General features: G+C 59.9%; 21 protein-coding genes and 1 pseudogene. 11 read left to right on the top strand and 11 right to left on the bottom strand.

The genetic code is table 11. The features are described from left to right. Positions 1 to 3: 3 nt before the first annotated feature. The 3 genes from QMK51_RS08950 to QMK51_RS08960 form a co-directional block, all read right to left on the bottom strand. Positions 4 to 423 (bottom strand): organic hydroperoxide resistance protein, encoded by a 420-nt coding sequence (locus QMK51_RS08950; protein ID WP_008009416.1) that lies wholly within the window; start codon positions 421 to 423, stop codon positions 4 to 6. A gap of 354 nt (positions 424 to 777) precedes the next feature. Further along, positions 778 to 1,239: a MarR family winged helix-turn-helix transcriptional regulator gene (locus QMK51_RS08955; RefSeq protein ID WP_192344150.1), complete on the bottom strand. Its 462-nt coding sequence runs from the start codon at positions 1,237 to 1,239 to the stop codon at positions 778 to 780. Between the two features lie 69 nt (positions 1,240 to 1,308). Next, complete coding sequence (locus QMK51_RS08960; protein ID WP_258699805.1) at positions 1,309 to 2,265, bottom strand: LysR family transcriptional regulator; 957 nt, start codon at positions 2,263 to 2,265, stop codon at positions 1,309 to 1,311. Positions 2,266 to 2,390: 125 nt separating this feature from the next. On the opposite strand from QMK51_RS08960, the gene QMK51_RS08965 reads away from it, so the two are divergent. Beyond that, complete coding sequence (locus QMK51_RS08965; protein ID WP_258700689.1) at positions 2,391 to 3,125, top strand: sulfite exporter TauE/SafE family protein; 735 nt, start codon at positions 2,391 to 2,393, stop codon at positions 3,123 to 3,125. Here the strand turns inward: QMK51_RS08965 and QMK51_RS08970 are convergent. Next, on the bottom strand, positions 3,115 to 3,969 hold the full coding sequence (locus tag QMK51_RS08970) for a LysR substrate-binding domain-containing protein (RefSeq protein ID WP_105343280.1): 855 nt from the start codon (positions 3,967 to 3,969) through the stop codon (positions 3,115 to 3,117). The genes QMK51_RS08965 and QMK51_RS08970 overlap by 11 nt on opposite strands. Positions 3,970 to 4,065: 96 nt before the next feature. On the opposite strand from QMK51_RS08970, the gene QMK51_RS08975 reads away from it, so the two are divergent. Beyond that, a complete protein-coding gene (locus tag QMK51_RS08975; RefSeq protein ID WP_258699807.1) occupies positions 4,066 to 4,281 on the top strand; it encodes a DUF1127 domain-containing protein in 216 nt (71 codons plus the stop codon). A gap of 64 nt (positions 4,282 to 4,345) precedes the next feature. Further along, positions 4,346 to 5,575 (top strand): winged helix-turn-helix domain-containing protein, encoded by a 1,230-nt coding sequence (locus QMK51_RS08980; RefSeq protein ID WP_320393785.1) that lies wholly within the window; start codon positions 4,346 to 4,348, stop codon positions 5,573 to 5,575. A gap of 131 nt (positions 5,576 to 5,706) precedes the next feature. Here QMK51_RS08980 and QMK51_RS08985 read toward each other — a convergent pair whose 3' ends face one another. After that, complete coding sequence (locus QMK51_RS08985) at positions 5,707 to 7,053, bottom strand: class II 3-deoxy-7-phosphoheptulonate synthase (protein ID WP_258699809.1); 1,347 nt, start codon at positions 7,051 to 7,053, stop codon at positions 5,707 to 5,709. Between the two features lie 148 nt (positions 7,054 to 7,201). Here QMK51_RS08985 and QMK51_RS08990 point away from each other — a divergent pair, with 148 nt between their 5' ends. After that, positions 7,202 to 7,957 (top strand): spermidine synthase, encoded by a 756-nt coding sequence (locus tag QMK51_RS08990; RefSeq protein ID WP_258699810.1) that lies wholly within the window; start codon positions 7,202 to 7,204, stop codon positions 7,955 to 7,957. Between the two features lie 138 nt (positions 7,958 to 8,095). Here QMK51_RS08990 and QMK51_RS08995 read toward each other — a convergent pair whose 3' ends face one another. Next, on the bottom strand, positions 8,096 to 8,887 hold the full coding sequence (locus QMK51_RS08995; protein WP_320393786.1) for a crotonase/enoyl-CoA hydratase family protein: 792 nt from the start codon (positions 8,885 to 8,887) through the stop codon (positions 8,096 to 8,098). 386 nt (positions 8,888 to 9,273) lie between these two features. Between QMK51_RS08995 and QMK51_RS09000 the strand changes: the two are divergent. Then, positions 9,274 to 10,981: pseudogene (locus tag QMK51_RS09000) on the top strand (DEAD/DEAH box helicase). Positions 10,982 to 11,167: 186 nt separating this feature from the next. On the opposite strand, the gene QMK51_RS09005 reads toward QMK51_RS09000, so the two are convergent. Continuing rightward, positions 11,168 to 11,935: a class III extradiol ring-cleavage dioxygenase gene (locus QMK51_RS09005; protein WP_320393787.1), complete on the bottom strand. Its 768-nt coding sequence runs from the start codon at positions 11,933 to 11,935 to the stop codon at positions 11,168 to 11,170. Positions 11,936 to 12,038: 103 nt separating this feature from the next. On the opposite strand from QMK51_RS09005, the gene QMK51_RS09010 reads away from it, so the two are divergent. Next, complete coding sequence (locus QMK51_RS09010) at positions 12,039 to 12,695, top strand: thiopurine S-methyltransferase (RefSeq protein WP_258699813.1); 657 nt, start codon at positions 12,039 to 12,041, stop codon at positions 12,693 to 12,695. A gap of 189 nt (positions 12,696 to 12,884) precedes the next feature. On the opposite strand, the gene htpX is transcribed toward QMK51_RS09010, so the two are convergent. Next, entirely contained in the window at positions 12,885 to 13,772 is an 888-nt protein-coding gene (htpX, locus tag QMK51_RS09015; RefSeq protein ID WP_007940016.1) for a protease HtpX, read from the bottom strand. A gap of 316 nt (positions 13,773 to 14,088) precedes the next feature. Next, positions 14,089 to 15,300 (bottom strand): pyridoxal phosphate-dependent aminotransferase, encoded by a 1,212-nt coding sequence (locus QMK51_RS09020; RefSeq protein ID WP_258700690.1) that lies wholly within the window; start codon positions 15,298 to 15,300, stop codon positions 14,089 to 14,091. A gap of 226 nt (positions 15,301 to 15,526) precedes the next feature. Here QMK51_RS09020 and msrB point away from each other — a divergent pair, with 226 nt between their 5' ends. From msrB to QMK51_RS09035, 3 genes are all read left to right on the top strand, one after another. Beyond that, on the top strand, positions 15,527 to 15,922 hold the full coding sequence (gene msrB / locus QMK51_RS09025) for a peptide-methionine (R)-S-oxide reductase MsrB (protein ID WP_258699814.1): 396 nt from the start codon (positions 15,527 to 15,529) through the stop codon (positions 15,920 to 15,922). A 138-nt stretch (positions 15,923 to 16,060) separates the two neighbouring features. Next, the gene (locus QMK51_RS09030) at positions 16,061 to 16,546 is read left to right on the top strand and encodes a glutathione peroxidase (protein WP_258699815.1); all 486 of its coding nucleotides are present in this window, start codon (positions 16,061 to 16,063) and stop codon (positions 16,544 to 16,546) included. After that, the gene (locus tag QMK51_RS09035) at positions 16,543 to 17,004 is read left to right on the top strand and encodes a MarR family winged helix-turn-helix transcriptional regulator (RefSeq protein ID WP_258699816.1); all 462 of its coding nucleotides are present in this window, start codon (positions 16,543 to 16,545) and stop codon (positions 17,002 to 17,004) included. The genes QMK51_RS09030 and QMK51_RS09035 overlap by 4 nt, the downstream gene beginning before the upstream one ends. Here QMK51_RS09035 and QMK51_RS09040 read toward each other — a convergent pair. Next, positions 16,988 to 19,309 carry a response regulator gene (locus QMK51_RS09040; RefSeq protein WP_258699817.1) on the bottom strand — a complete coding sequence of 774 codons (2,322 nt, stop codon included), beginning with the start codon at positions 19,307 to 19,309 and terminating at the stop codon, positions 16,988 to 16,990. The genes QMK51_RS09035 and QMK51_RS09040 overlap by 17 nt on opposite strands. Positions 19,310 to 19,475: 166 nt before the next feature. On the opposite strand from QMK51_RS09040, the gene QMK51_RS09045 reads away from it, so the two are divergent. Then, positions 19,476 to 20,366, top strand: a complete 891-nt coding sequence (locus QMK51_RS09045) for an ATP-binding protein (RefSeq protein ID WP_320393788.1) — start codon at positions 19,476 to 19,478, stop codon at positions 20,364 to 20,366. Continuing rightward, complete coding sequence (locus QMK51_RS09050) at positions 20,363 to 20,845, top strand: GAF domain-containing protein (protein ID WP_320393789.1); 483 nt, start codon at positions 20,363 to 20,365, stop codon at positions 20,843 to 20,845. The genes QMK51_RS09045 and QMK51_RS09050 overlap by 4 nt, the downstream gene beginning before the upstream one ends. Here QMK51_RS09050 and QMK51_RS09055 read toward each other — a convergent pair whose 3' ends face one another. After that, positions 20,846 to 23,791, bottom strand: coding sequence for an HD domain-containing phosphohydrolase (locus QMK51_RS09055; RefSeq protein WP_320393790.1), 2,946 nt, complete (start codon positions 23,789 to 23,791; stop codon positions 20,846 to 20,848). It lies immediately after the preceding gene. Positions 23,792 to 23,836 lie beyond the last annotated feature (45 nt).

Consider the following 23,836-nt stretch of genomic DNA (forward strand, 5'->3'; position numbering starts at 1 on the left):
CGGTTAGACGGTAACGTGCAGGCGCACATCGACGTTGCCACGGGTGGCGTTGGAGTACGGGCAGACTTGGTGGGCGGCTTCGACCAGGCTTTGTGCGTCGGCTTGTTCAAGACCCGGCAGGCTGATGTGCAAGTCGATGTCCAGACCGAAACCGCCAGGGATCTGGCCGATGCCGACATGGGCGGTGATCGAGGCGTCGTCCGGGATTTTGCGTTTGGTCTGGCTGGCGACGAATTTCAGTGCGCCGATGAAGCAAGCGGAGTAACCGGCGGCAAACAGTTGTTCAGGGTTGGTCGCCGCGCCGCCGGCACCACCGAGTTCTTTCGGGGTAGCGAGTTTGACGTCGAGGACGTTGTCGCTGGAGATTGCACGACCGTCACGGCCGCCGGTGGAGGTTGCGATTGCGGTATAGAGCGTTTGCATGGTGTGAGCCTCGTTCTGGATTTGAATTTTTGCGCTAAATGTTTGCGCGCTAAGTAATAGCGAAGAGAATGTAGCTCGCAAATATTTAGTGCGCAATATAAATTTTGAAGAAAATTTGACCCGAAATAGGCGTGCGCGATTAAAAGTCTTGAGTTAGAGCTGTCGAGGCGGGATTTTCGCGGGGAATTTTTTTCGAGGACCGGGTTGGAAAAACGGATTTTTGAGAGCGCTACAAAACAAATGTGGGAGCGAGCCTGCTCGCGATAGCTGTGTGCCAATCAACATCAATGCTGAATGTCACTCCGCTATCGCGAGCAGGCTCGCTCCCACAAGGGGTTCGTGGTGTTTTGGAGGTTAGAGGCTGTCTTGCAGGTGACTGCGCAGCGCTTGAAGATCCGCTTGCAGCTTCTTCAACTGTTCCAGTGTTTGTCCGCTGGCACCGAGAATGCACTGAGGAATGCCACGGGCCTTGTCTCGCAACGCATGGCCTTGCTCGGTGAGCTCGACAATCACCACCCGTTCGTCTTCACGGCTGCGGGTGCGGCTTAGCAGGCCTTCGGCTTCCAGGCGCTTGAGCAACGGGGTGAGGGAGCCAGGATCGGTCAACAGCCGGGTGCTGATTTCGCCGACCGTCAATCCATCCTTTTCCCACAACACCATCATCGCCAGATACTGCGGATACGTCAGGCCCAGCGCTTGCAGCAGCGGCTTGTAGACCTTGGTCATCAGCAGCGAGGTGGAGTGCAGGGCGAAGCAGACCTGATTGTCCAGCAGCAGGTCGTCACAGTTGTCCGGGTTGTTGCGCTCGGTGTTCATTTCAAAGCCTTGATCAGTGATCGTCATGAATCTAGCGGGCGAATCTTTAATGCGCCAGATAATTCTGGACTAGTGGCGGTCCAGATTGGTTTGCAGCGCCAGATCCCACGGTGGGATGGGGCTGAAACGGGTCTTCAGGTATTCCAGCAACAAGCGGCTGCGCGAACTGGGTTGCTGCTCCAGGCGCAACGCATAAATGCCGGTGCTTTCCGGTTTTGGCAGGCCGTTTTCGCAGAACAGCGGCAGCAGTTCGCCGCGTAATAAGTATTCGCTGGCCAGCCAGGTCGGCAGATGCGCGATGCCCAACCCGGCCAGTGCGCCGCAGACCAGCGCCTCGGCATTGTTGGCGCTCATGCGGATTCGTGCAGGCCGGTGCAAGTGCATCTGCCCATCCCGCTCGAAGCGCCAGGCGAACGGCGGAGCCAGGCCTTCCCAGTCGAGACCATCGTGGTCGACCAACTGCGCCGGATCGGTCGGCACCCCACGGCGTTGCAGATAATCGGGGCTGGCGCAGGCGATGCGCACCATGCTCGCCAGCGGGGTGGCCACCAGCCGAGTGTCGGCCATTTGCCCGGCACGCAGCACCAGATCGACCTTGCCCAGGTTCGAGCCCTGCATGTCGACAAAGCTGTCGATCAGGTGCAATTGCACGTCGAGCCCTGGGTAAAACGTCAGGAAATCGGCAATCGCCGGCGCCAGGTGTCGTCGTCCGAACGCTGCCGGTGCGTCAACCCGAATCAAGCCTTCCGGCGCGTTGCTCAGGGACACCGCTTCCGCCCGGGCCAGCCGCAGTTCTGCGACGATCCGCCGCGCGCGCTCGGCAAAGGCCAAACCGGCCGGAGTAGCCCGTACCGCGTGGGTGCTGCGAATGAACAACTGGCTGCCAACGGCGCTTTCCAGGCTGTCGATGCGTCGCGCCACCGCCGATGGCGTCAGTGGATGGCGGCGGGACGCGGCGGAAAAGCTGCCACTTTCCAGCACATCGAGAAACAGGCCGAGTTGTTCAGTCAATTGATTGGGATTCATGGCTTCGTCAACGCTTGTGCGAATTTGGCACAGCCATTGTGCGTTGCTGTGCGTTTCCCCGCCAGAGCCGACTGCGTAGGATGAACGGCCTGACAAGAGGAAAATCGCCTGTGATTGAGTTCGTGATGTATCTGGTTTTTGGTGCTGCCTTGGGAACCCTCGGCGGGCTCTTCGGCATCGGTGGCGGGTTGGTCGCAATCCCGCTGCTGGGTGTGTGGTGCGGTCTTGATCAACAGATTGCCCAAGGCACGGCGTTGGTGATGGTGGTGCCGAACGTGATGCTGGCGCTGTGGCGCTATCACCAGCGCAATCGCATCGAATTGCGGCATGCGCTGCCACTGGCCTCGATGGGGTTTTGCTTCGCCTGGATCGGTTCGATCTGGGCGGTGGGTATCGATGCGCAAACCATGCGCTTGGGCTTCGTCGCTTTCCTGATCGCTCTGTCCGCCTACAACCTGATGCGAATGTTCACCACCAACGCACCGGCCTCTTCGCAGATGCGCTATTCCTGGCCGTGGCTGGGCGTGCTCGGCGCGGCTTCCGGGACGATGGGCGGACTGTTTGGAGTGGGCGGGGCAGTGGTGGCAACGCCGGTGTTGACCAGCCTGTTTGGTACCACTCAAGTGGTTGCCCAGGGCTTGTCGCTGGCACTGGCATTGCCAAGTACGGGCGTCACCTTGATGACCTACGCGGTGCATCATCAGGTGAACTGGACGATCGGTCTGCCATTGGCGGTCGGCGGATTGATGAGCATCAGTTGGGGCGTGAGAATTGCCCACGCATTGCCGGAGCGGCTACTGCGCGGGTTGTTCTGTGGTTTTCTGGTGTTCTGTGCGGTGATGCTCGCTTTTAAAGTTTGAAACCTTCGACGATGTGCTCGGCCAGACATTCGGTGATCGGCGAAGGGTTGTTCAGGTTGCGGATCAGCATGATGCTGCCTTCCGGCAACAGGGGCAGGCCCTGATCGGCGCCGAGGATGCGCATATCCGGCGTGATCAGGCTTTCCAGTTGCGCGGTGATGGCCAGGCCCGCGCTGACCACCGCCATCAATGCCGACAGGCTGGAGCTATTGTAGGCAATGCGGTAATCGCGGCCCATGGCGTCCAGAGCATTGCACGCCCAGGCGCGGCAGAAACAATCGCTGTTGAACATCGCCAGCGGCAACGGTGTTTGCTCGTGGGCGTTGAAGCATTGGGCCTCGGCCCAGACAAAACGCTCCTTGCGCAACAATTGGCCGATCTCGTTACCCGGTTCGCGGGTGACGATGGACAGGTCCAGGTCTTGGCGTTGCAACAGTTGCCGGGTCGATTCGCAATGAACTTCGATCTGGATCAGTGGGTAAAACTGCGCGAAGCGCGACAGGATGCCTGGCAGAAAGCGCATGACGTAATCGTCGGGGGTGCCGATTCGTACTGTGCCGACCATGTGCGGCTCGCGCAGGGTATTGAAGACTTCGCTGTGGAGTTTGAGGATACGCCGCGCATAGCCCAGCAATACCTGGCCTTCGGCGGTCAACTTGACCTGGCGTCCGTCGCGTTCGAACAGCTGGCGCTGCAATACGTCCTCTTCGAGGCGCTTCATCTGCATGCTCACCGCGGACTGGGTGCGGTTGACCATTTCACCGGCGCGGGTGAAGCCGCCCTGGTCGGCGATCGCGACGAAGGTACGCAGAACATCGGTGTCGATACTGGGGTAAGCGGACATCCATCAATCTCCGAGATGTATTCCATCAGAAACATTCGTTGGATTGATCTTATCGCTAGCGCGAGACTTGAGCCATCCCTAAAGGAGGGCTACACGATGAAAGGTCACAATGAGCATGTAACGCAAGAAAAATTCTCAATCCACGCGGTATCCGATCTGCTGCACAAGTTTAGTCGCTGGTACGAACTTCACCGTGAACGTGAATTGCTGGCGGGTTTGAGCGACGAAGCACTGAAGGACATCGGCGTGACCCGTGCAGATGTTGAACATGAGGTGGTAAGACCATTCTGGGATGATCCGATGCATAAATGATCATTCCATCGCTACACAAACCGCTTCCGGGTGAGGTAGGTTGCGAGCAGACAAGGAGATGCTCATGCCCGCCACACTGTCCTTTTCCCTCAAACAGGCTCGGCGTCTGGCGCTGGCCGCCCAAGGGTTCAACGGGCGCCAGCCGCTGGCGGCGATCAAACCGGTTCAGCTCAACCGGTTGATCGAGCGCCTCGGCATTCTACAGATCGATTCGGTCAATGCGTTGGTGCGTTCGCACTACCTTCCGTTGTTTTCCCGTCTTGGCAATTACTCACCCGACTTGCTCGATCAGGCTGCCTGGAGTCAGGGGCGTCGGCGCACGTTATTCGAGTATTGGGGCCACGAAGCGTCGTTGCTACCCTTGTCGATGTTTCCCCTGATGCGTTGGCGCATGCAGCGCGCGACCCGCGGCGAAGACATCTATCAGCAACTGGCGCGCTTCGGTCGTGAACAGCAGGACACGATTCGCCGCGTGCTGGCGTCGGTTCAGGAACTCGGTGCGCTGGGGGCGGGCAGTTTGTCGACCCGTCAGGAGCGGGCAGGGCCTTGGTGGGACTGGAGCGCCGAAAAGCATGCGCTGGAATGGCTGTTCGCCGCCGGCGAAGTGACCGTGGCCGGCCGGCGTGGGTTCGAACGGCTTTATGATTTGCCGGAGCGGGTCATTCCCTCGGCGATTCTCCAGCAGCCTTTGCTCAGTGAGGCGCAGGCCCAGCGCGGGCTGTTGCTGCATGCCGCCACGGCGTTGGGCGTCGGTACGGAAAAGGACCTGCGGGATTATTTTCGCTTTAGCCCGGCAGACAGCCGACCGCGGCTGGCGGAGTTGGTCGAGGAGGGCGATCTGCTGGTGTGTGAGGTTGAAGGCTGGCGGCAACCAGTCTATTGCCCGGCTAAGCCGAAGGTGCCGCGCAAGGTCGAGGCCAGTGCGCTGCTTTCACCGTTCGACTCGCTGATCTGGGAACGCAGCCGTACCGAGCGATTGTTCGATTTCCGTTATCGGCTGGAGATTTATACCCCGCAGCACAAGCGTATCTACGGCTATTACGTATTGCCGTTTTTGCACCATGAGCGGATTGCCGCACGGGTCGACTTGCGCGCCGAGCGAGCATTGGGTCGGCTGGCGGTGCACGCCGTGCATGTGGAAGCGCCGGGGCTGGATGAGGCGGGGATGCTGGCGTTAGCGGTCAATCTGCGGCAGATGGCCGATTGGTTGGGGCTGGCGCAGGTTCAGTTGAATTGCCCGCGGGCGAGTGCGGCAAGATTGCGGGTGGCATTGGCACAGATTGAGGGCGATTGAACCGACGCTATCGCGGGCAAGCCCGCTCCCACAGGAGTCGCGCCAGACACATGATTTGTGAACGACGCGGTCATTGTGGGAGCGGGCTTGCCCGCGATGGCGGTCTGTCAGGCAATAAAAAACCTAATGACTCACCGCCGAACCTGCTTCAGGGTTTCAGCAATCAAAAACGCCAACTCCAGCGACTGATCGGCATTCATCCGTGGGTCGCAGTGGGTGTGGTAACGATCCGACAACCCATCCTCGGTAATCGGCCGCGCGCCGCCGATGCATTCGGTGACGTTCTGCCCGGTCATTTCGATGTGGATGCCGCCGGCATAACTGCCTTCCGCTTCGTGAACCTGGAAGAACTGTTTCACCTCGCCAAGAATCTGCGCGAAGTCGCGGGTCTTGTAGCCGCTGCTGGCCTTGATGGTGTTGCCGTGCATCGGGTCGGAACTCCAAAGCACCTGCTTGCCTTCGCGTTGCACTGCGCGAATCAGTTGCGGCAAGTGATCGCCAACCTTGTTCGCCCCCATCCGCGCAATCAGGTTCAGGCGACCCGGGTCGTTGTCCGGGTTGAGCACGTCGATCAAACGAATCAGGTCTTCAGGGTTCGTGCTCGGACCGACCTTCACGCCGATCGGGTTGTGCACCCCACGCAGGAATTCGACGTGAGCACCGTCCAGTTGGCGGGTGCGGTCGCCGATCCACAGCATGTGGGCCGAGCAGTCGTAGTAGTCGTTGGTCAGGCTGTCGCGACGCACGAAGGCTTCTTCGTAGTTCAGCAGCAACGCTTCGTGGGCGGTGAAGAAACTGGTTTCACGCAGTTGCGGCGAACTGTCCATGCCGCAGGCGCGCATGAAGGCCAGGGTTTCATCGATGCGATCAGCCAGGTGGCTGTATTTTTCGGCCAGCGCCGAGTTGGCGATGAAGTCCAGGTTCCACTTGTGCACCTGATGCAGGTCGGCAAAACCGCCCTGGGCAAAGGCGCGCAACAGGTTCAGGGTCGCGGTGGACTGGTGATAAGACTGCAACAGGCGGTCCGGGTCCGGCACACGGCTTTTTTCGTCGAACCCGATGCCGTTGACGATGTCGCCACGGTAGGCCGGCAGCGTCACGCCGTTGATGGTTTCATCGTTGGCCGAACGGGGTTTGGCGAACTGGCCGGCCATGCGTCCGACTTTGACCACCGGGCAACCGGCGGCGAAGGTCATGACGATCGCCATTTGCAGCAACACTTTAAACGTGTCGCGAATTTTCGCGGCGGAGAACTCAGCGAAGCTTTCGGCGCAGTCGCCGCCCTGTAACAGAAACGCCCGGCCCTGGGTCACTTCGGCAAACTGACGGCGCAACTCCCGGGCTTCACCGGCAAACACCAGCGGCGGATAGCTCGCCAGGGTTTGCTCGACGTGCAGCAAATGCGCCGCGTCGGGGTATTGAGGTTGTTGCTGGATCGGCAGGGCTCGCCAGCTGTCAGGGCTCCAGGGTTGGCTCATTGCAGTCTCTAGTGTTTTACGCTCGGACGGTTATGTTATCAGCAATTAGTGCGTGACCTGTTCCCGTCGCTTCGCGGACAATCGTGCCTTTGCCGCTTTATGTTGCGGTTTATTGCGTTGCCGGGGCCGGTAACGATCAGGAGACGAAATGACTGAGGAGCGCGTCGAGCATCTGCTCGCCGAGGTACAGGATGAGTTCGGCGTGATTCGCGTGCTGGAAGTGGCCGATTACCGTTTTCTGGAGTTCGGTGACGCCATCGAACAGAGCTGCGTGTTCACCGCCGACCCGAGCTGGCTCGAGTACGATTACACCCGGGCGATGCTGATTGGCGCGCTGTGCCACGAACAACCGGACAGCGCGCTGTTCCTCGGGCTTGGCGCCGGCACACTGACCCAGGCCTGCCTGAAGTTCCTGCCGCTGGAAGATGTCGAAGCCATCGAGCTGCGTCCCGACGTGCCGCGGCTGGCCATCGAATACCTCGGCCTGGATGATGATCCGCGGCTGTATATCCGCGTCGGCGATGCGCTGGAGTTGCTCGATACGGCTGAACCGGCCGATCTGATTTTCGTTGATCTCTATACCGATGTCGGGCCCGGTGTCGGGCATCTGGCCTGGAGCTTTCTGGAAAACTGTCAGAAACGCTTGAATCCGGGTGGCTGGCTGGTGATCAACCAGTGGGCCACCGACGACGGCAAACCGCTGGGGGCGGCGTTGTTGCGCGGCCTCTATCATCGGCATTACTGGGAACTGCCGGTGAAGGAGGGCAACGTGATTCTGATCGTGCCATCGGAGCTGGACCAGGCGCTGGACATGGACGGGCTGATCGCTCGCGCTGAAGGTCTGGCGCCGCGATTGGGGTATTCGTTGCAGTCGTTGATCAAGGATATTCGGCCGGCGACATAAGGCGTTGCCTGTTCGGGCCCCTTCGCGAGCAAGTCCGCTCCCACAGTTGACCGAGTAGAAGCGCAAATTTGCGACCGACAAAGATCGAATGTGGGAGCGGGCTTGCTCGCGAAAGCATCCTGCTCGTCAATACATGCCTCAAAGCCCTTTGAATACGCCCGGCCGCTTCTCGATCATCGACCGCACACCCTCCTTGGCATCCTCGCTATTCAGCAGTTTCTTCACCAGTGCCGGCAATGCCTGGGCCGCCGCCGTCTCACCCTCATAGCGCGCCTGCCGGGCAGACATCAACGTTGCCTGAACCCCCAGCGGCGCCTGTCGGGCAATCCGCTCCGCCAACTCGACCGCCCGTGGCAACAAGTCCTCGCTGGCCATGACTTCCTGCACCAGGCCCAGATGCAAGGCGTCATGCGCGTCGAATTCATCGCCGGTCAGCAACCAGCGCATGGCATTGCCCCAGCCAGCGACCTGATGCAGACGCAAGGTGGCGCCACCGAACGGGAAGATCCCGCGCTGCACTTCCTTCTGGGCAAAGCGGGTGTTGCTGGCGCACAGGTTGATGTCGGCGGCCAGCATCAACTCGATACCTACGGTCAGGCAGTAGCCTTGCGCCGCGACAATCACCGGTTTGCTGACTCGGGGGCCGGTGAACACGCCCCATGGATCGCAGCCACCGGGCGGTGGCTGCCAGCCTTCGGCCAGGGCCGTGCCGGTGCTGACCAGATCGAGCCCCGCAGTGAAATGCTCGCCATGGCCGAACACCACCGCCACCCGCGCTTCACTGTCAGCCTCGAACTCGCCATAGGCCAGGCTGAGTTCGTTGAGCAGGTCGAGGTCGAAGGCATTACGTTTGGCCACCCGATCCAGGCCGATCATCAGGACATGACCGTGCCGTTCACGGGTTACACGACTGGGGCTGGGCTGATTCATGGAGCGTTTCCTCGGTGGGGAGGGGGGATATGAGACCGAAGGTCTGCGTCACCACGGTGAACCGTTTTAGCGCCATCGCCAGCAGGGCCGGGCCTTTGCAAAATAGACTGTCGCACGATAATCCGCAAAGCCTGTGACACAACGGTGTACGCGGGGTTTTTCCGATAAAAAAAGCTCCCTTTTTTGGCGAATTCCGGTATAGTGCGCGCCGGCCTTTAACCGGGCCGCGTTTAGGTAGCGCAATTCCCCGAAGCCAGCTTCGGCTGCACGTCCCCAGCGGACTCTTCCTTGACGATTCTTTTCATTCATTCGTTTTCGCAAATCCCCGCCGACAAAGCTGCCAGGGCGACTCTTGAGTCTCAACACGGCATGTGCAGCTTTGGAGCATGGGTCTTTGCGGATGCACTTAGAGGCAGACCCATGACCCAGGAAATCGGCGGCTTCGCCGCTCTTGAACTTCACCCTAATATTGTCGCTGCAGTAGTCGCTACCGGCTATGAAGAGCCTTCGGCCATTCAGCAGCAGTCGATCCCGATCATTCTCGCCGGTCACGATATGATTGGCCAGGCGCAAACCGGTACCGGTAAAACCGCTGCCTTTGCCCTGCCGATCCTGCACCGCATTGATCCGTCCAAGCGCGAGCCGCAAGCTCTGATCCTGGCCCCAACTCGTGAGTTGGCGCTACAAGTTGCAACCGCTTTCGAAACCTACGCCAAGCAAATGCCGGGTGTAACTGTTGTGGCTGTCTACGGCGGCGCGCCGATGGGCCCACAATTGAAAGCAATCCGTAATGGCGCACAGATCGTTGTCGCCACTCCGGGTCGTCTGTGCGACCACCTGCGTCGCGACGAAAAAGTCCTGGCTACCGTGAACCACCTGGTTCTAGACGAAGCGGACGAAATGCTCAAACTGGGCTTCATGGACGACCTGGAAGTTATCTTCAAGGCCATGCCGGAAACCCGTCAGACCGTATTGTTCTCGGCCACCTTGCCGCAATCGATCCGTGCCATCGCCGAGCGCCACCTGCGCGATCCGAAGCACGTGAAGATCCAGAGCAAGACTCAGACCGTTACCGCGATCGAACAGGCTCACCTGTTGGTTCACGCTGACCAGAAGACCTCTGCCGTTCTCAGCTTGCTGGAAGTGGAAGATTTCGACGCCCTGATCATGTTCGTGCGCACCAAGCAAGCGACCCTGGACCTGGCCAGTGCCCTGGAAGCCAAAGGCTACAAAGCCGCTGCGCTGAACGGTGACATTGCTCAGAACCAGCGTGAGCGCGTGATCGAATCCCTCAAGGATGGCCGTCTGGACATCGTTGTGGCGACCGACGTTGCCGCTCGTGGCCTGGACGTTCCGCGTATCACTCACGTGTTCAACGTTGATATGCCGTACGACCCGGAATCCTACGTTCACCGTATCGGCCGTACCGGCCGTGCCGGTCGCGAAGGTCGCGCACTGCTGCTGGTGACTCCTCGTGAGCGCCGCATGCTGCAAGTGATCGAGCGTGTTACCGGTCAGAAAGTGGCCGAAGTTCGCCTGCCGGACGCTCAGGCCGTTCTCGATGCCCGCATCAAGAAACTGACCAACAGCCTGTCGCCACTGGTCGCTGATGCCGAATCGACTCACGGTGATCTGCTGGATCGTCTGACTGCCGACATCGGTTGCAGCCCGCGTGCCCTGGCCGCAGCCCTGCTGCGCAAGGCTACCAACGGTCAAGCGCTGACCCTGGCCGCGATCGAGAAAGAACGTCCACTGGTGCCGAACAATGCACCGCGTGGCGATCGTCCAGAGCGTTCCGGTGATCGTCCGGACCGTGGTGACCGCGAGCGTCGTGCTCCGATCCCGCTGGCTGAAGGCCGTGCTCGTTGCCGTACCGCGCTGGGTGCGCGTGATGGTATCGCTGCCAAGAACCTGCTGGGCGCCATCCTCAACGAAGGTGGTCTGGCGCGTGAAGCTATCGGTCGCATCCAGGTGCGTGACAGCTTCAGCCTCGTCGAGCTGCCGGAAGATGGTCTGGAGCGTCTGCTGACCAAGCTGAAGGACACTCGCGTTGCCGGTAAGCAGTTGAAGCTGCGTCGCTATCGCGAAGATTGATCCGCTCTCGGGCTGATTGATCGCACATAAAAAATCCCCGACAGGTTCGGGGATTTTTTTGTCTGCTGTTTTGTTCATGGCTGTTGAGCGGCGTCGTCCCCATCGCGAGCAGGCTCGCTCCCACAGGGAAACGCATTCCAATGTGGGAGCGAGCCTGCTCGCGATGAGGACGCCTCGGTCTACCTGTCAGCCAAAGCGATAAATATCCATACCCAACGCCCCCATGGTGAACCCCTGATGCGCAATGCTGAACTCACCCCCGGCCGCGCGGGCAAAGTACAGCGGCAGCAGATGCTCGTCGCTCGGGTGGTTGCGCACAGCGTTCGGGGCTTGCTGACGATAGTCGTGCAACGCGGCTTCGTCGTTCGCTTCGAGTTTTTCGATCATCCAGTCGCGGAACGCCTTGGCCCAGGGTTCGACGCTTTCCGGGCCGGCGTGCCAGTCCAGTTCCCGCAGGTTGTGGGTGATGCTGCCGGAGCCGATCAACAGCACACCGTGTTCGCGCAGGCTGGCCAGGGCATGGCCGATGCGGGTTTGCAGGGCCGGGCCGCCACGGGTGGGCAGTGAGACCTGCACCACCGGGATATCGGCCTGCGGATACATCAATGACAAGGGTACCCAAGCACCATGGTCGAACGGTCGCTGGGTGTCGATGCGTGCAGGCAGGCCGTCGGCCTTCAGCAGCTCGACAACCTGCGCCGCCAGTTGTGGATTGCCGGGTGCCGGGTACCGCACCTCGAACAAGGCCTGGGGAAATCCGCCGAAGTCGTGCCAGGTTTCAGGTCGGGGATTGCCGCTGACCAACAGTTCGCTGCTTTCCCAGTGCGCGGAAACCATCACGATGGCCTTGGGTTTCGGCAATGCGGCGGCCAGACGAGCGAGGGCCGGTCCGCTGGCGCCGGGTTCCAGGGCTAGCATGGGGGAGCCATGAGAGATATACAGACTGGGGAACATGAATGAGCTCCTGAGAGTAAGATGGCACCATCTTCAGTCAGATCATTGATCTAAATCTAATATAAGTTTTAGGGTCTTTTGATCGAGTTTTTCGGGGTTAATTATGCAGCCGGAGTTTTGGCACAAACGATGGGCGTCGAATCAGATCGGCTTTCATCTGCCGGAAGTGAATCCTTATCTGCAACGGTTCTGGCCAGCGTTGAGCCTGGAAGAGGGCGCTCGCGTGCTGGTGCCGCTGTGTGGGAAAAGTCTGGATCTGTTGTGGCTGGCGCACCGAGGTCATGAGGTCTTGGGGATTGAACTGTCGGAAAAGGCCGTGGAGGACTTCTTTAATGAGCATCAATTTGACCCGGACGTCAGTGAGCAGGGGCCGTTCAAGGTCTATCGGGCGGGGTCGATCGAGCTGTGGTGCGGTGATTTCTTCGAGTTGACGGCAGGCGATGTCGCCGATTGCAGCGCGCTGTACGACCGCGCAGCGTTGATCGCCTTGCCGCCGGCGATGCGTGAGCGATATGCCGAGCATCTGAAGCGGATTCTTCCGAAGGATTCTCTGGGGCTATTGATTACCCTGGATTACGACCAGACGCAGATGGATGGGCCGCCCTTCGCAGTGCTGGATGATGAGGTGCAACGGTTGTTCGGCGATGTGTGGGCGCTGAAGATTCTGGAAGACCAGGACGTCCTGGGTGAGAGCGGGAAGTTTCTCGACGCCGGTGTCACGCGGCTTGAAGAGCGGGTTTATCGGGTTTCCAGCCATTAAGGTGTGTTGAGTTTGTTGGCCTCTTCGCGGGCAAGCCCGCTCCCACAGTTACCGAGTGATCTGAATAGACGCGGTCCACTGTGGGAGCGAGGCTTGCCCGCGAAGAGGCCCTGATGAACACGGCATTAATCAAACAGACAAAAAAAGGCCCGCATTCACTGCGGGCCTTTTCTTTTAGTGCGGAGCCTGTCAGCCCCGACGACGCAGTGCATCGATGCGTTCTTCCAGCGGTGGGTGGCTCATGAACATACGGGCAAACCCTTGTTTGAGGCCACCGTTGATGCCGAAGGCATTCAGGGTGTCCGGCATGTGCACCGGCAGCCCTTGCTCTGCACGCAGACGCTGCAGGGCACCGATCATTGCGCTGGTGCCGGCCAGGCTTGCGCCGGCTTCGTCGGCGCGGAATTCGCGTTTGCGCGAGAACCACATGACGATGGCGCTGGCCAGGATGCCCAGAACCAGTTCGGCGAAGATGGTCGCCACGTAATAGGCGATGCCCTGGCCTTCTTCGTTCTTGAAGATCACCTTGTCGACAAAGTTGCCGATGATCCGGGCGAAGAACATCACGAAGGTGTTCACCACGCCCTGGATCAACGCCAGGGTGACCATGTCGCCATTGGCCACATGGCCGATTTCGTGGGCCAGAACGGCTTTCACTTCATCCGGCGAGAAGCGCTCGAGCAAGCCCTGGCTGACTGCGACCAGTGCATCGTTCTTGTTCCAGCCGGTGGCGAAGGCATTGGCTTCATAGGCCGGGAAAATACCGACTTCGGGCATCTTGATTCCGGCTTCGCGGGACAGTTGCTCGACGGTTTGCAGCAGCCATTGCTCGTGCCGGGTGCGCGGCTGGCTGATGATCTGGGTGCTGGTACTCATCTTCGCCATCCACTTGGAGATGAACAGCGAGAACAGGGAACCGGCGAAACCAAAGACCGCACAGAAAATCAGCAGCTGATTGAGGTTGAGATCAACCCCGTTGGCCGCCATGAACCCGTTGAAGCCGAAAAGGCTCAGGGTGATGCTGGCAATCAGCACGACCGCCAGGTTAGTGGCCAAAAACAGCAAAATGCGCATCATGGTTGTAGAAATCTCCTCGTGCTAAAGATGTAGCGTACTGCGGGGTATATAAGGTGCTGCACCGGGCTATTCAACAGGGTGACTATTTCAAACTGTGTCCTACGGCAACAGTTTAGCCGTATGAAGGGCATTTCCGACGTCGGCATGGGAAGTGTTTGTCAGCCGATTAACCTCGCAGGCCCCGTCGTTGTTAGACGCGGTCACGAGTCAAGTCGCCAGTCAGCGCTTGTAGCAACAATGTTCGGCAGGGTGCAAAGATATGTTGCTGAATTAATCACCGTGCGACTTTCGCAAGCGTCGCACGGTGACAGGTCACTTACTGGCGGTAGGACTTGAGGAAGTTACCGATCCGGCCAATGGCCTGATCCAGGTCGTCGACCCGTGGCAGGGTGACCACGCGGAAGTGGTCCGGCCATGGCCAGTTGAAGGCCGTGCCTTGTACCACCAGCAGCTTCTCCGAGAGCAGCAGGTCAAGCACGAATTTCTCGTCGTTGTGGATCGGGCAGACTTTCGGGTCGATCCGCGGGAAGGCATACAGCGCGCCCATTGGCTTGACGCAGCTCACGCCCGGAATGTCGTTCAGCAATTCCCAGGTACGATTGCGCTGTTCCAGCAGACGCCCCTGAGGCAATACCAGGTCATTGATGCTCTGGTAGCCGCCCAGTGCGGTCTGAATCGCGTGCTGGCTCGGCACGTTGGCACACAGGCGCATGTTGGCCAGTATATCGATGCCTTCGATGTAGCTCTGGGCGTGGTGTTTCGGGCCGGAAATGGCGACCCAGCCGGAACGGAAACCGGCCACGCGATAGGACTTGGACAGACCGTTGAAGGTCATGCACAGCAGGTCCGGCGCCAGCGAGGCGGTGCAGATGTGCACGGCGTCGTCGTACAGGATCTTGTCGTAGATTTCATCGGAGAACACCACCAGATTGTGCTGGCGGGCCAGTTCCAGCATGCCCAGCAGCACTTCTTTGGAATACACCGAGCCGGTGGGGTTGTTCGGGTTGATGATCACCAGGGCCTTGGTGTTCGGGGTGATCTTGGCCTTGATGTCAGCCAGGTCCGGCCACCAGTTGGCCTGTTCATCGCACAGGTAATGCACCGGGTTGCCGCCCGCCAGGCTCACTGCGGCGGTCCACAGCGGATAGTCGGGAGCTGGCACCAGTACTTCGTCGCCGTTGTTGAGCAAGGCCTGCATCGACATCACGATCAGCTCGGAAACGCCGTTGCCCAGATAAATGTCTTCAATGCCGACGCCTTCCACCTGCTTTTGCTGGTAGTACTGCATCACGGCCTTGCGGGCACTGAACAGCCCCTTGGAGTCGCTATAGCCCTGGGCGGTCGGCAGATTGCGGATCACGTCCTGAAGGATTTCATCCGGTGCTTCGAAACCAAAGGGGGCCGGGTTGCCGATGTTCAGCTTGAGGATGCGATGGCCTTCCTCTTCCAGGCGTTTGGCGTGCTTGAGCACTGGGCCGCGAATGTCGTAGCAGACGTTGGCGAGCTTGTTCGATTTGCTGACCTGCATGGCGATGTATTCCCGAAAATGAACGATCCAGGCGGCGTATGAACGACCGTGCTGGGAATCCTGCGTATTCACACAGGCCTGACGCCTTGGGTGACGGCACTCATAAATCCGTTTGAATGCGCGTGGTCTGGCTGCCAGACTGGCGTTTGACGAGGCGCAATCATACGTGCCGCCCGATCCGTGGAAAAGATACAGATCGGGCTTTTTCAGCTGCTGAGGTGTGATGATGGAAAAGTTGGAAAAAACCCTGGAAGAATGGCGGGCCATGCTCGATCCGGAGCAGTACAACGTTTGCCGCCTCAAGGGCACCGAACGACCGTTCTCCGGTAAGTACAACGACAGCAAAGTCGACGGTGTTTACCACTGCATTTGTTGCACCGCACCGCTGTTCGACTCAAAGACCAAATTCGATTCCGGCTGCGGCTGGCCGAGCTTCTACGCGCCGATCGGCGACAGCGCGATGGTCGAGATCCGTGATGTCAGCCACGGCATGATCCGCACTGAAGTGGTCTGCGCCAAATGCGATGCGCACCTTGGGCATGTGTTCCCGGACGGTCCGCCGCCCACTGGCCTGCGTTATTGCATCAACTCGGTGTGCCTGGACCTCGTTCCCCGCGGGTAGTCCACTTCTGCGTAGGAGCTGCCGAAGGCTGCTCCTACCTCGATGGGGGCGTTTCAGGTATCGATCGATTTATTAAATTGCACGCAATTCAATTGCTCGCTATGTTTGGCCTTTCTTCTTCCTCTCGGAGTTCGTGCCATGAGCGACAGCCTGCTGAGCATCCCTTGCACCACCATCAAGGGTGAGCAAAAGACCCTGGCCGACTTCGCCGGCAAAGCGGTACTGGTGGTCAATACTGCGAGCAAATGCGGTTTCACCCCACAGTACAAAGGCCTCGAAGAGCTCTGGCAGACTTACAAGGATCAAGGCCTGGTGGTGCTCGGCTTTCCCTGCAACCAGTTCGGCAAGCAGGAACCAGGCAACGAGGGGGCGATTTCCGAGTTCTGCGAATTGAATTACGGGGTGAGTTTCCCGCTGTTCAAGAAGATCGAAGTCAACGGTGCCGGCGCTCATCCTCTGTTCGTTCAGCTGAAAAAACGCGCACCGGGCGTGCTGGGTTCCCAAGGCATCAAGTGGAACTTCACCAAGTTCCTGATCGGCAAGGACGGCCAGCTGGTCAAGCGCTTTGCTCCGGCGACCAAGCCGCAGGACCTGAGCCGCGAGATCGAAGCCCTGCTCAAATGAACACGTTGTCAGTCGATTCCCTGAAGCTCGACAGTCAGCTCTGCTTCAAGCTGTACGCCGCTTCTCGGGCGGTAATCCGCGCTTACAAGCCGATGCTCGATCAGTTGGGCCTGACCTACCCGCAATACCTGGCGATGCTGGTGTTGTGGGAATGGCAGGAAGTGGCGCCCGAGCAACCGACGGTCAAGGCGCTGGGCGAACGCCTGGCGCTGGATTCCGGGACCCTGACGCCGCTGCTCAAGCGTCTTGAGCAACTGCAGCTGGTACAGCGTCAGCGTTCGGCGCGCGATGAGCGTGAGGTGCATCTGAGCCTGTCGCTCACCGGCAAGGCCTTGCGTGATCAGGTCGGGCCGCTCAAGGCTCGTCTGTTGTGCGATAGCGGCGTGGATCTGGATCGCCTGAATGATCTGCGCGATGGCCTCGATCACCTGTTGGGGCAAATCAAAGCGCTGTCGTAGTGGGTATCCACAAGTCGAGCAGGGCCGCCAGTTCTTCCCGGCGGAAGGGTTTGGCCAGGTAGTCGCTCATGCCCGCCGCACGGCAGCGTTCGCGTTCTTCGGACATGGCGTTGGCGGTCAGGGCGACGATGGGCAGTTGAGGCCAGCGCCCGCTGCGACGGATTTGCCGACTGGCTTCATAGCCGTCCATCACCGGCATGTTGCAGTCCATCAACACCAGATCGAATTCGCTGTGCTCAAGCTGATCCAGTGCTTCGGCACCGTGGGCCGCGACGCTCACCTCGCAACCGAGTTTGCCGAGCATGCCCTTGGCCACCAACTGATTGACCGGGTTGTCCTCCACCAACAGGATGCGCCCGCGTCGCTGGGGCGAAAGGACTTCGACCCGGGCGCCGTTGATCGCCTGGAGTTCCGGCTGCAAGATCCGTCGCAATGTCTGGTAAAGCGCGTTGCGCGCCAAAGGCCGCGCCTGCTGTTGCAAAGGCGCCAGAGCATTGGTTTGCTCACTGGGCAGGAAACTGCCGTAAGCGGTCACCAGCAGAATCGGCGCGGTGAAGGTAGGGCGCAGGCCAAACAGGCATTCGGGACAGTCGGTGATCAGCACGTCCGGCTCCAGACCGATCAACCGGTCATCAATGGAACGCTGTTGATAGTCGAGCCCCCATTCGGGTAACAGACTCTTCAACAGTTCCGCCAGACCGCTGCTGGCGGCGGTAATCGCGATGATGTTGCCTTGCAGAAGTGCCGGGGCGATGGCCTGGGTGTGGCAGGGCAGCGGCAGGTCGGCGCAGAACTGGCTGCCGAAGCCTGGTTCCGAGCTGATCGTCAGACGCCCTTGCATGGCTTCGCAAAGGTTGTAGGTCAGCGCCAGGCCCAGGCCGGTACCGCCGAATTGCCGGGTAATGCCGGCACCGGCCTGGGTGAACGGCTGGAAGATTTTGACTTGCGCGTCCTGGGCGATACCGATGCCCGTGTCGCAGACTTCGATTCGCACGCCATCCTCGAACGTTGAAAGACGCACATCGACCCGCCCGAAGCGGGTGAACTTGAGGGCATTGGACAACAGGTTGCTGACGATCTGGCGGACCCGGGTCGGATCACCGAGCACCAGTGCAGGAAACTTCGGATCGATCAGGCACGCCAGTTCGACGCTGGGCGCGGCGTTCTGGGACAGCAGGTTGGCGGTGTCTTCGATCAGCGAGCCGAGGTCGAATGGAATGTGTTCGAGTTCGAGCTGGCCAGCATCGAACTTCGACAGGTCGAGAATATCGTTGAGCAGTTCCACCAGCACTTTGCCCGAGTCGTGGGCGATGGACAGCTGTTGCTGCTGTTCTGCATTGAGCGGGCCGTCCAGCGAGAGCGCGATCATCCCCAGCAGACCGTTGAGGGGTGTGCGGATTTCATGGCTCATGTTGGCCAGGAACACCGAGCGTGCTTCGGCCATGTCCAGGGCGGTCCTGCGGGCGACTTCCAGTTCATCGTTTGACTGGCTGAGTCGAGTGTTGATCGCCTTGAGTTCCGCTGTGCGAGCCGAGACGATGTTTTCCAGTTGCGAGAGGTAGTCGGTCAGGCGATTTTCAGCGTTGCGCCGTTGCTGGATTTCGGTGGCGATGTTTTCAAATTGCTGATTGGCGACCTTGACCAGGACCCCGATTTCATCGTTTTCATGCCCCGTCGGACACTCCAGCCACGTCGGTTCCGCGCTGCGCGGATCACGGCCACTGAGCTCGCGGATGACCCGCACCAGCGGTTTGGTCAGCATTACGTAAAACAGCGCCAGCAAAATGCCCGTGAGGATCAGGCTGCGTGCGAAGCCATTGAGCAGGGTCACTTCAGCCCGGCGCAGGAAGCGGCTGCCGAAGGTGTAGGTATCGACTTCCAGGTGCAAGGTCCCGAGGGATTCGTCCGGCAAGTGGTCGAGGTACAGGCGGTCTTCGAACTGTCGGTTGGCGCCGAACAGGAAGTCGCTGAGCATCCTGTAATTGTTTTCCAGGCCCGGGCGTTTGACGCTGGCCAGCACGGTATTGTTGTTGTCGGTCAATTGCACGCTGATGATCGCCGGAGAGCGCAGGAGCCCCATGGTCAGCTCCTGGGCGAGTTCGGCGTCGATGTTGTAGGCGATGCGGGACGCGGGGTTATGGCTGATTTCCAGCAAAGACAGTATTTCGCGGTTGATGGAGGCGTCTTCGCTGGCATAATCGATGCCAATTTGCACCAGGCTGAGCAGCGTGCCCAGTATGAAACCGACCAGCACCGTAAGCCGGGCTTGCTTGTACGACAGCCGGTGGCTGAACTTGATATCCATGGGATGTTGAACCACTTCCGTTTCCCTTCGCTGCTCAAGCATAGTCGATCATCACTGGATACCGATGTTCTCGCGAAACACCTGTACGGGGTACAGGCCGGGCATCGGCCCCTGCGTTTCGTCGCTGTACCGCCATCATTACTGTGAACGTGCCCGAGGAGAAGACGTGGATTCCCGATTGAATGCTTTTCTTGAACGCGCCGATGCCGTTCTGGCCCGTATCGAACCGCTGCTGCCCGCGCCGCGGCAGGCCATCGACTGGACGCACTGCCTGGCCGCGCGCTGGCAACGCGAGGGGCGCAACGGTTTTCTGTTGCCGTTGCAAGTCAGCCTCGATATGCGCCTGTCCGACCTGATTGGCGTTGACCGGCAACTTGAGCAACTGGGCCGAAACACTCAACAGTTTCTCGATGGCATGCCCGCCAACCACGCTTTGCTCTGGGGCGCGCGAGGCACCGGTAAATCGTCGTTGGTGCGCGCCTTGCTGTCGGAACACGCCAGGAGCGGCCTGCGGCTGATCGAGATCGAGCGCGATCACCTGGCGGACTTGCCGCGCGTGGTCGAGCAGATCGCCAGGCTGCCCCAGCGTTTCGTGCTGTTCTGTGATGACCTGTCGTTCGAGTCGGGCGAGGGCGATTATCGCGTGCTCAAAAGCGTACTCGATGGCTCCCTCGAGCAGGCACCGGACAACGTTCTGCTGTACGCCACTTCCAACCGCCGCCATCTGGTGCCGGAAAAGGAAAGCGATAACGAAAACTGGAAAAGGGTTGATGGCGAGCTCCATCCCAATGAGGCGGTGGAGGACAAGATTGCACTGTCGGACCGTTTTGGTCTGTGGCTGTCATTCTATCCGTTTACTCAGGAGCATTTCCTCAACGTTGTCGAGCACTGGATCGGCCAACTGGCCGACAAGGCCGGCCTTGAGTGGCAGCGTGACGAAGCGCTGGACATCCTTGCGGTGCGCTGGGCCACGGGCCGGGGTAATCGCAACGGACGTTGCGCGTATCAATTTGCCCGCTATTGGGTCGGGCTAAAGTTGCTGGAGCATAAGGCATGATCGATTTGCAAAAGAGCGGCCAGGGCCTTGAGGGCTACGGCATGCTGGGTGCGCAGTTGGAATCGTTGCTGGCGGACGAGCGTGATTTTATCGCCAACGCCGCGCAATTTTCGGCGTTTCTGTTCAACCAGCTCGATGACCTGAACTGGGCCGGTTTCTACCTTAATCGCAACGAAGAACTGGTGCTTGGCCCGTTTCAGGGGCAGATCGCCTGCGTACGGATTCCGTTCGGTCGCGGCGTGTGCGGGGCGGCGGCGGCCACCTTGCAGACTCAACGGGTCGAAGACGTACATGCATTCCCCGGGCACATCGCCTGCGACAGCGCTTCGAACAGCGAGCTGGTGGTGCCGCTGGTCAAGGACGGTCGACTGATCGGCGTGCTGGACCTCGATAGCCCGAAACTCGCGCGTTTTACCGCTGACGATCAGGCCGGGATCGAGCAGCTGGCGGCGATTTTCCTGCGCCTGACCGATTGCTGATCAGGCCGTCAAGCCGGCCTTGATCAGCAGGCTTGACGGGTCGACGGCATCGATCTGTCGTGGATCGAGGAAGCGACTGGCGTACTGCAAGTAAACTTCGTCATTGATGAACAGCCCGAACAACTCGGGGTCGATGTGAGCGTCGCGGCACATGGTGGCCATGATGCTCAGCGCTTCGCTCAAGGACTTGGCCTTCTTGTAGGGGCGATCGGCGGCGGTCAACGCTTCGAAAATATCGGCAATCGCCATCATCCGCGCCGGCAGGCTCATGTCTTCGCGCTTCAACCGTTTCGGATAACCGGAACCGTCCATTTTTTCGTGGTGGCCACCGGCGATCTCCGAAACGTTGTTGAGGTGGCCGGGGAAGGGCAGGTGGCTGAGCATCAGGATCGTCTGCACCATGTGGTGATTGATGACGTAACGCTCCTCGCGGGTCAGGGTGCCTCGGGTGATGCTCAGGTTATAGAGTTCGCCCCGGTTGTACTTGTAGCGCGGCACGTCGAGCTTGAACCCCCAAGGGTTGTCGGCCGGGATCAGTTCGCTGTCGGCGCGCTCAAGCAGATGCTCGGGTTTATCCGCCAACAGCGGCTCGCTGACCGGCAGGGGCGCCGCCGGGGTCCGGGCCTGGCGCCGGTTCTCTTCCCACGAAACACCAAGCCGATCATCCAGGGTTCGGGTCCAGGTGCGTTGGGCGATGGTGTTCAGCCGTTGCAGATCGGCCTCGGCCATGGCCTCGCTGCCCTGGTTGCAGCGGGCTACGAACGCGAAATCATCGTCCAGCGCCGCCAGGTTCGCATTGCGCAATTGCCCCAGATGCGGCTCGTCACCCCCCAGGGCGATGGCCTGCCAATAGTTGATCCAGGCGTCACGCTTGAGGACTTCGAAGCGGGTGCGAATTTCATGGATGCGGTCGTTCAGGGTCTCAAGCTTCGTGGCTTTGTCGACCACGTATTCAGGGGTAGTGACTTTGCCGCAGTCGTGAAGCCAGGCGGCGATATGCAGGGCTTCCCACTCATCTTCGGTGGGCTGATAGCTACTGAAAGCCGGGTCCTGACTGGCCGCGGCAGCCTGCGCCAACATCAGCGTCAGTGCCGGCACCCGCTGGCAGTGCCCGCCGGTATAGGGACTCTTGGCATCGATTGCGCCGGCCAGCAATTGAATGAAGGAGTCCAGCAGTTGTTTCTGTCTGGCTTGCAGACGCTGACTTTCGATGCTCACGGCGGCTGCGCCGGAAACCGCCTGGAGAAACGCGATGCGATCGGGGCGAAGTTTATCCAGGTCATCCTGCGTGCCGCTGTCGGTCAGCAGCAGGACCAGCAGGCCCACGGTTTCGTTATGACGATTGTGCAGCCGAATACCGATCAGATGAACCCGTGGGCACTCCAGCGCGAGCAAAACCTTCTGCAAATCCCCCGCCTGTTCGAAACCCAGAGTGGTGACAACATTGTCGGCGGTTGACAGCGTCTGCAGCCATTGAGGGCTCTGCGGCTCCTGAGGACTGTGTCCTTGAAGGTCGAATGACGGCAATGCCTGTGAGCTACCGTTGATAACCAGAGCATGAGGCTCCACACGGTCGTCATCATTTTCACGCAGGTAGAGCAGACCGGCCTGGGCCTGGGCGATCTGCACGGTTTCAAACAACACCCGTTGCAGCAAGGGGGCGAAACGGGTCTCGGCGCTCAGGCTGTCGGTGATCCGGAAAAAGCTCGCCAGGGTGTCTTTCATGCGCGCCATCGACACGCTCAGTTGGTCGACTTCAAGCACCGGCGAGCGACGGGTGGCCGGAAAATTGAAATCGAAACTGCGAATCGCATCGGCTTCCTGCACCAGGGCATGCAAGGGTTTGACAAGGACTCTCGAGGTCAGCCAACCCATGGGCAGGCACAACAGCAGTGTCGCCAGGGTAATCAGCGCGCCTTGCCAACGCATGCGGTAGGCGTCGACGAGCAATTCGTCCTCCGGCACCAGTAGCGCCAGCTGCAGTCCCTGCGGGCCACCCTCCTGCATGCTGCTGCGCGCCACGATCCATTGACGACTCGCGGCGTTCAGGCGATTGACCTCGGGGGGGCTGCTGAGCAGGGCCGCGAGGCTGGGGCTCAGGTCAGCGGCTTTGATCAGCCGGGCAGTCTGGTCGTCGACGATCAGTTTGCTGCTGTCGGGGTAGGCAATGGCATCTCCCTCGGCGTCGAACAGAACAATTTCGGTACTGGGGGTCACCACATGTTTGGCCAAGGTCGCCGACAGTTCAGCCAGCGTAAGGTCGGCCCCCATCACCGCATGCTCGCCACTGCGCCGGGCCAGAGTGGTGCCGACGTTGTGGGTGGAGAAAAAAAGATAGGGTTCGGTGGTGATCTGATCACGCTCGCCGCGGGCGCTGGAGAACCAGGCGCGGCTACGGGGATCGTAGGTTTCGTCGGGGTTGTCCTGGCGGCTGATGAGGGCCAGGTTCTGATCGAAAAACAATGATTGGGAGTGGGCCTGACCGCTGCTTGGGTGCTCGATGCTCCATACCTGATACGCCGCGGTGTCCGGTGCCTTGACTTGCGTTTTCAGGGCGTCGGTGCGCAGGGGACGCACCATGAAAAAGTCACCATTGCCGTAGCCCAGGTACAGCGAGGCCAGATCGGGGTTGTCCTGGAGCGATTGGCTGAAGGGCTTGAGCAACACCAGGCGCTGCTCAAGGTCGGGCGCCTGGGTCGCCGGATTGTCCGCCAGCAAGCTCAGCAGATGACGAATCGGCTCATAGGTGCGATGCAGGTCCAGACGGACATCCTGCTCGATGCGGTTGAAGAGCTTTTCGCTGCTGGAAAGAATGATCTGGGTGGTTTGCCGATAATTGAAAATGCCCAACACCACCCCGGTCAGCAACAACAGGAAGGTGAACATCACACTGATATGGATGTGCAGGGGAAACCGGCGTTGATCCGGGCGCAGTGGGTTGGGCATTGCAGCTTTCTCCATGATGATGAACACACTGCTCAGCCTTCAAGC

The organism is Pseudomonas sp. P9_31, assembly GCF_034008235.1.
In the GTDB taxonomy this organism is placed as follows: domain Bacteria; phylum Pseudomonadota; class Gammaproteobacteria; order Pseudomonadales; family Pseudomonadaceae; genus Aquipseudomonas.

What these genes read in the sequence shown, in the direction of transcription:
- QMK51_RS09020 (WP_258700690.1), bottom strand. Translation starts at nt 15,300, where the DNA reads ATGCAGGTCAGCAAATCGAACAAGCTCGCCAACGTCTGCTACGACATT.
- QMK51_RS08995 (WP_320393786.1), bottom strand. Translation starts at nt 8,887, where the DNA reads ATGAATCAGCCCAGCCCCAGTCGTGTAACCCGTGAACGGCACGGTCAT.
- QMK51_RS08980 (WP_320393785.1), top strand. Translation starts at nt 4,346, where the DNA reads ATGCCCGCCACACTGTCCTTTTCCCTCAAACAGGCTCGGCGTCTGGCG.
- QMK51_RS08950 (WP_008009416.1), bottom strand. Translation starts at nt 423, where the DNA reads ATGCAAACGCTCTATACCGCAATCGCAACCTCCACCGGCGGCCGTGAC.
- QMK51_RS08960 (WP_258699805.1), bottom strand. Translation starts at nt 2,265, where the DNA reads ATGAATCCCAATCAATTGACTGAACAACTCGGCCTGTTTCTCGATGTG.
- QMK51_RS09005 (WP_320393787.1), bottom strand. Translation starts at nt 11,935, where the DNA reads ATGTTCCCCAGTCTGTATATCTCTCATGGCTCCCCCATGCTAGCCCTG.
- QMK51_RS09010 (WP_258699813.1), top strand. Translation starts at nt 12,039, where the DNA reads ATGCAGCCGGAGTTTTGGCACAAACGATGGGCGTCGAATCAGATCGGC.
- QMK51_RS09040 (WP_258699817.1), bottom strand. Translation starts at nt 19,309, where the DNA reads ATGGATATCAAGTTCAGCCACCGGCTGTCGTACAAGCAAGCCCGGCTT.
- msrB (WP_258699814.1), top strand. Translation starts at nt 15,527, where the DNA reads ATGGAAAAGTTGGAAAAAACCCTGGAAGAATGGCGGGCCATGCTCGAT.
- QMK51_RS08965 (WP_258700689.1), top strand. Translation starts at nt 2,391, where the DNA reads ATGTATCTGGTTTTTGGTGCTGCCTTGGGAACCCTCGGCGGGCTCTTC.
- QMK51_RS08975 (WP_258699807.1), top strand. Translation starts at nt 4,066, where the DNA reads ATGAAAGGTCACAATGAGCATGTAACGCAAGAAAAATTCTCAATCCAC.
- QMK51_RS08985 (WP_258699809.1), bottom strand. Translation starts at nt 7,053, where the DNA reads ATGAGCCAACCCTGGAGCCCTGACAGCTGGCGAGCCCTGCCGATCCAG.
- QMK51_RS09050 (WP_320393789.1), top strand. Translation starts at nt 20,363, where the DNA reads ATGATCGATTTGCAAAAGAGCGGCCAGGGCCTTGAGGGCTACGGCATG.
- QMK51_RS08990 (WP_258699810.1), top strand. Translation starts at nt 7,202, where the DNA reads ATGACTGAGGAGCGCGTCGAGCATCTGCTCGCCGAGGTACAGGATGAG.
- QMK51_RS09035 (WP_258699816.1), top strand. Translation starts at nt 16,543, where the DNA reads ATGAACACGTTGTCAGTCGATTCCCTGAAGCTCGACAGTCAGCTCTGC.
- QMK51_RS08970 (WP_105343280.1), bottom strand. Translation starts at nt 3,969, where the DNA reads ATGTCCGCTTACCCCAGTATCGACACCGATGTTCTGCGTACCTTCGTC.
- QMK51_RS08955 (WP_192344150.1), bottom strand. Translation starts at nt 1,239, where the DNA reads ATGAACACCGAGCGCAACAACCCGGACAACTGTGACGACCTGCTGCTG.
- htpX (WP_007940016.1), bottom strand. Translation starts at nt 13,772, where the DNA reads ATGATGCGCATTTTGCTGTTTTTGGCCACTAACCTGGCGGTCGTGCTG.
- QMK51_RS09055 (WP_320393790.1), bottom strand. Translation starts at nt 23,791, where the DNA reads ATGCCCAACCCACTGCGCCCGGATCAACGCCGGTTTCCCCTGCACATC.
- QMK51_RS09030 (WP_258699815.1), top strand. Translation starts at nt 16,061, where the DNA reads ATGAGCGACAGCCTGCTGAGCATCCCTTGCACCACCATCAAGGGTGAG.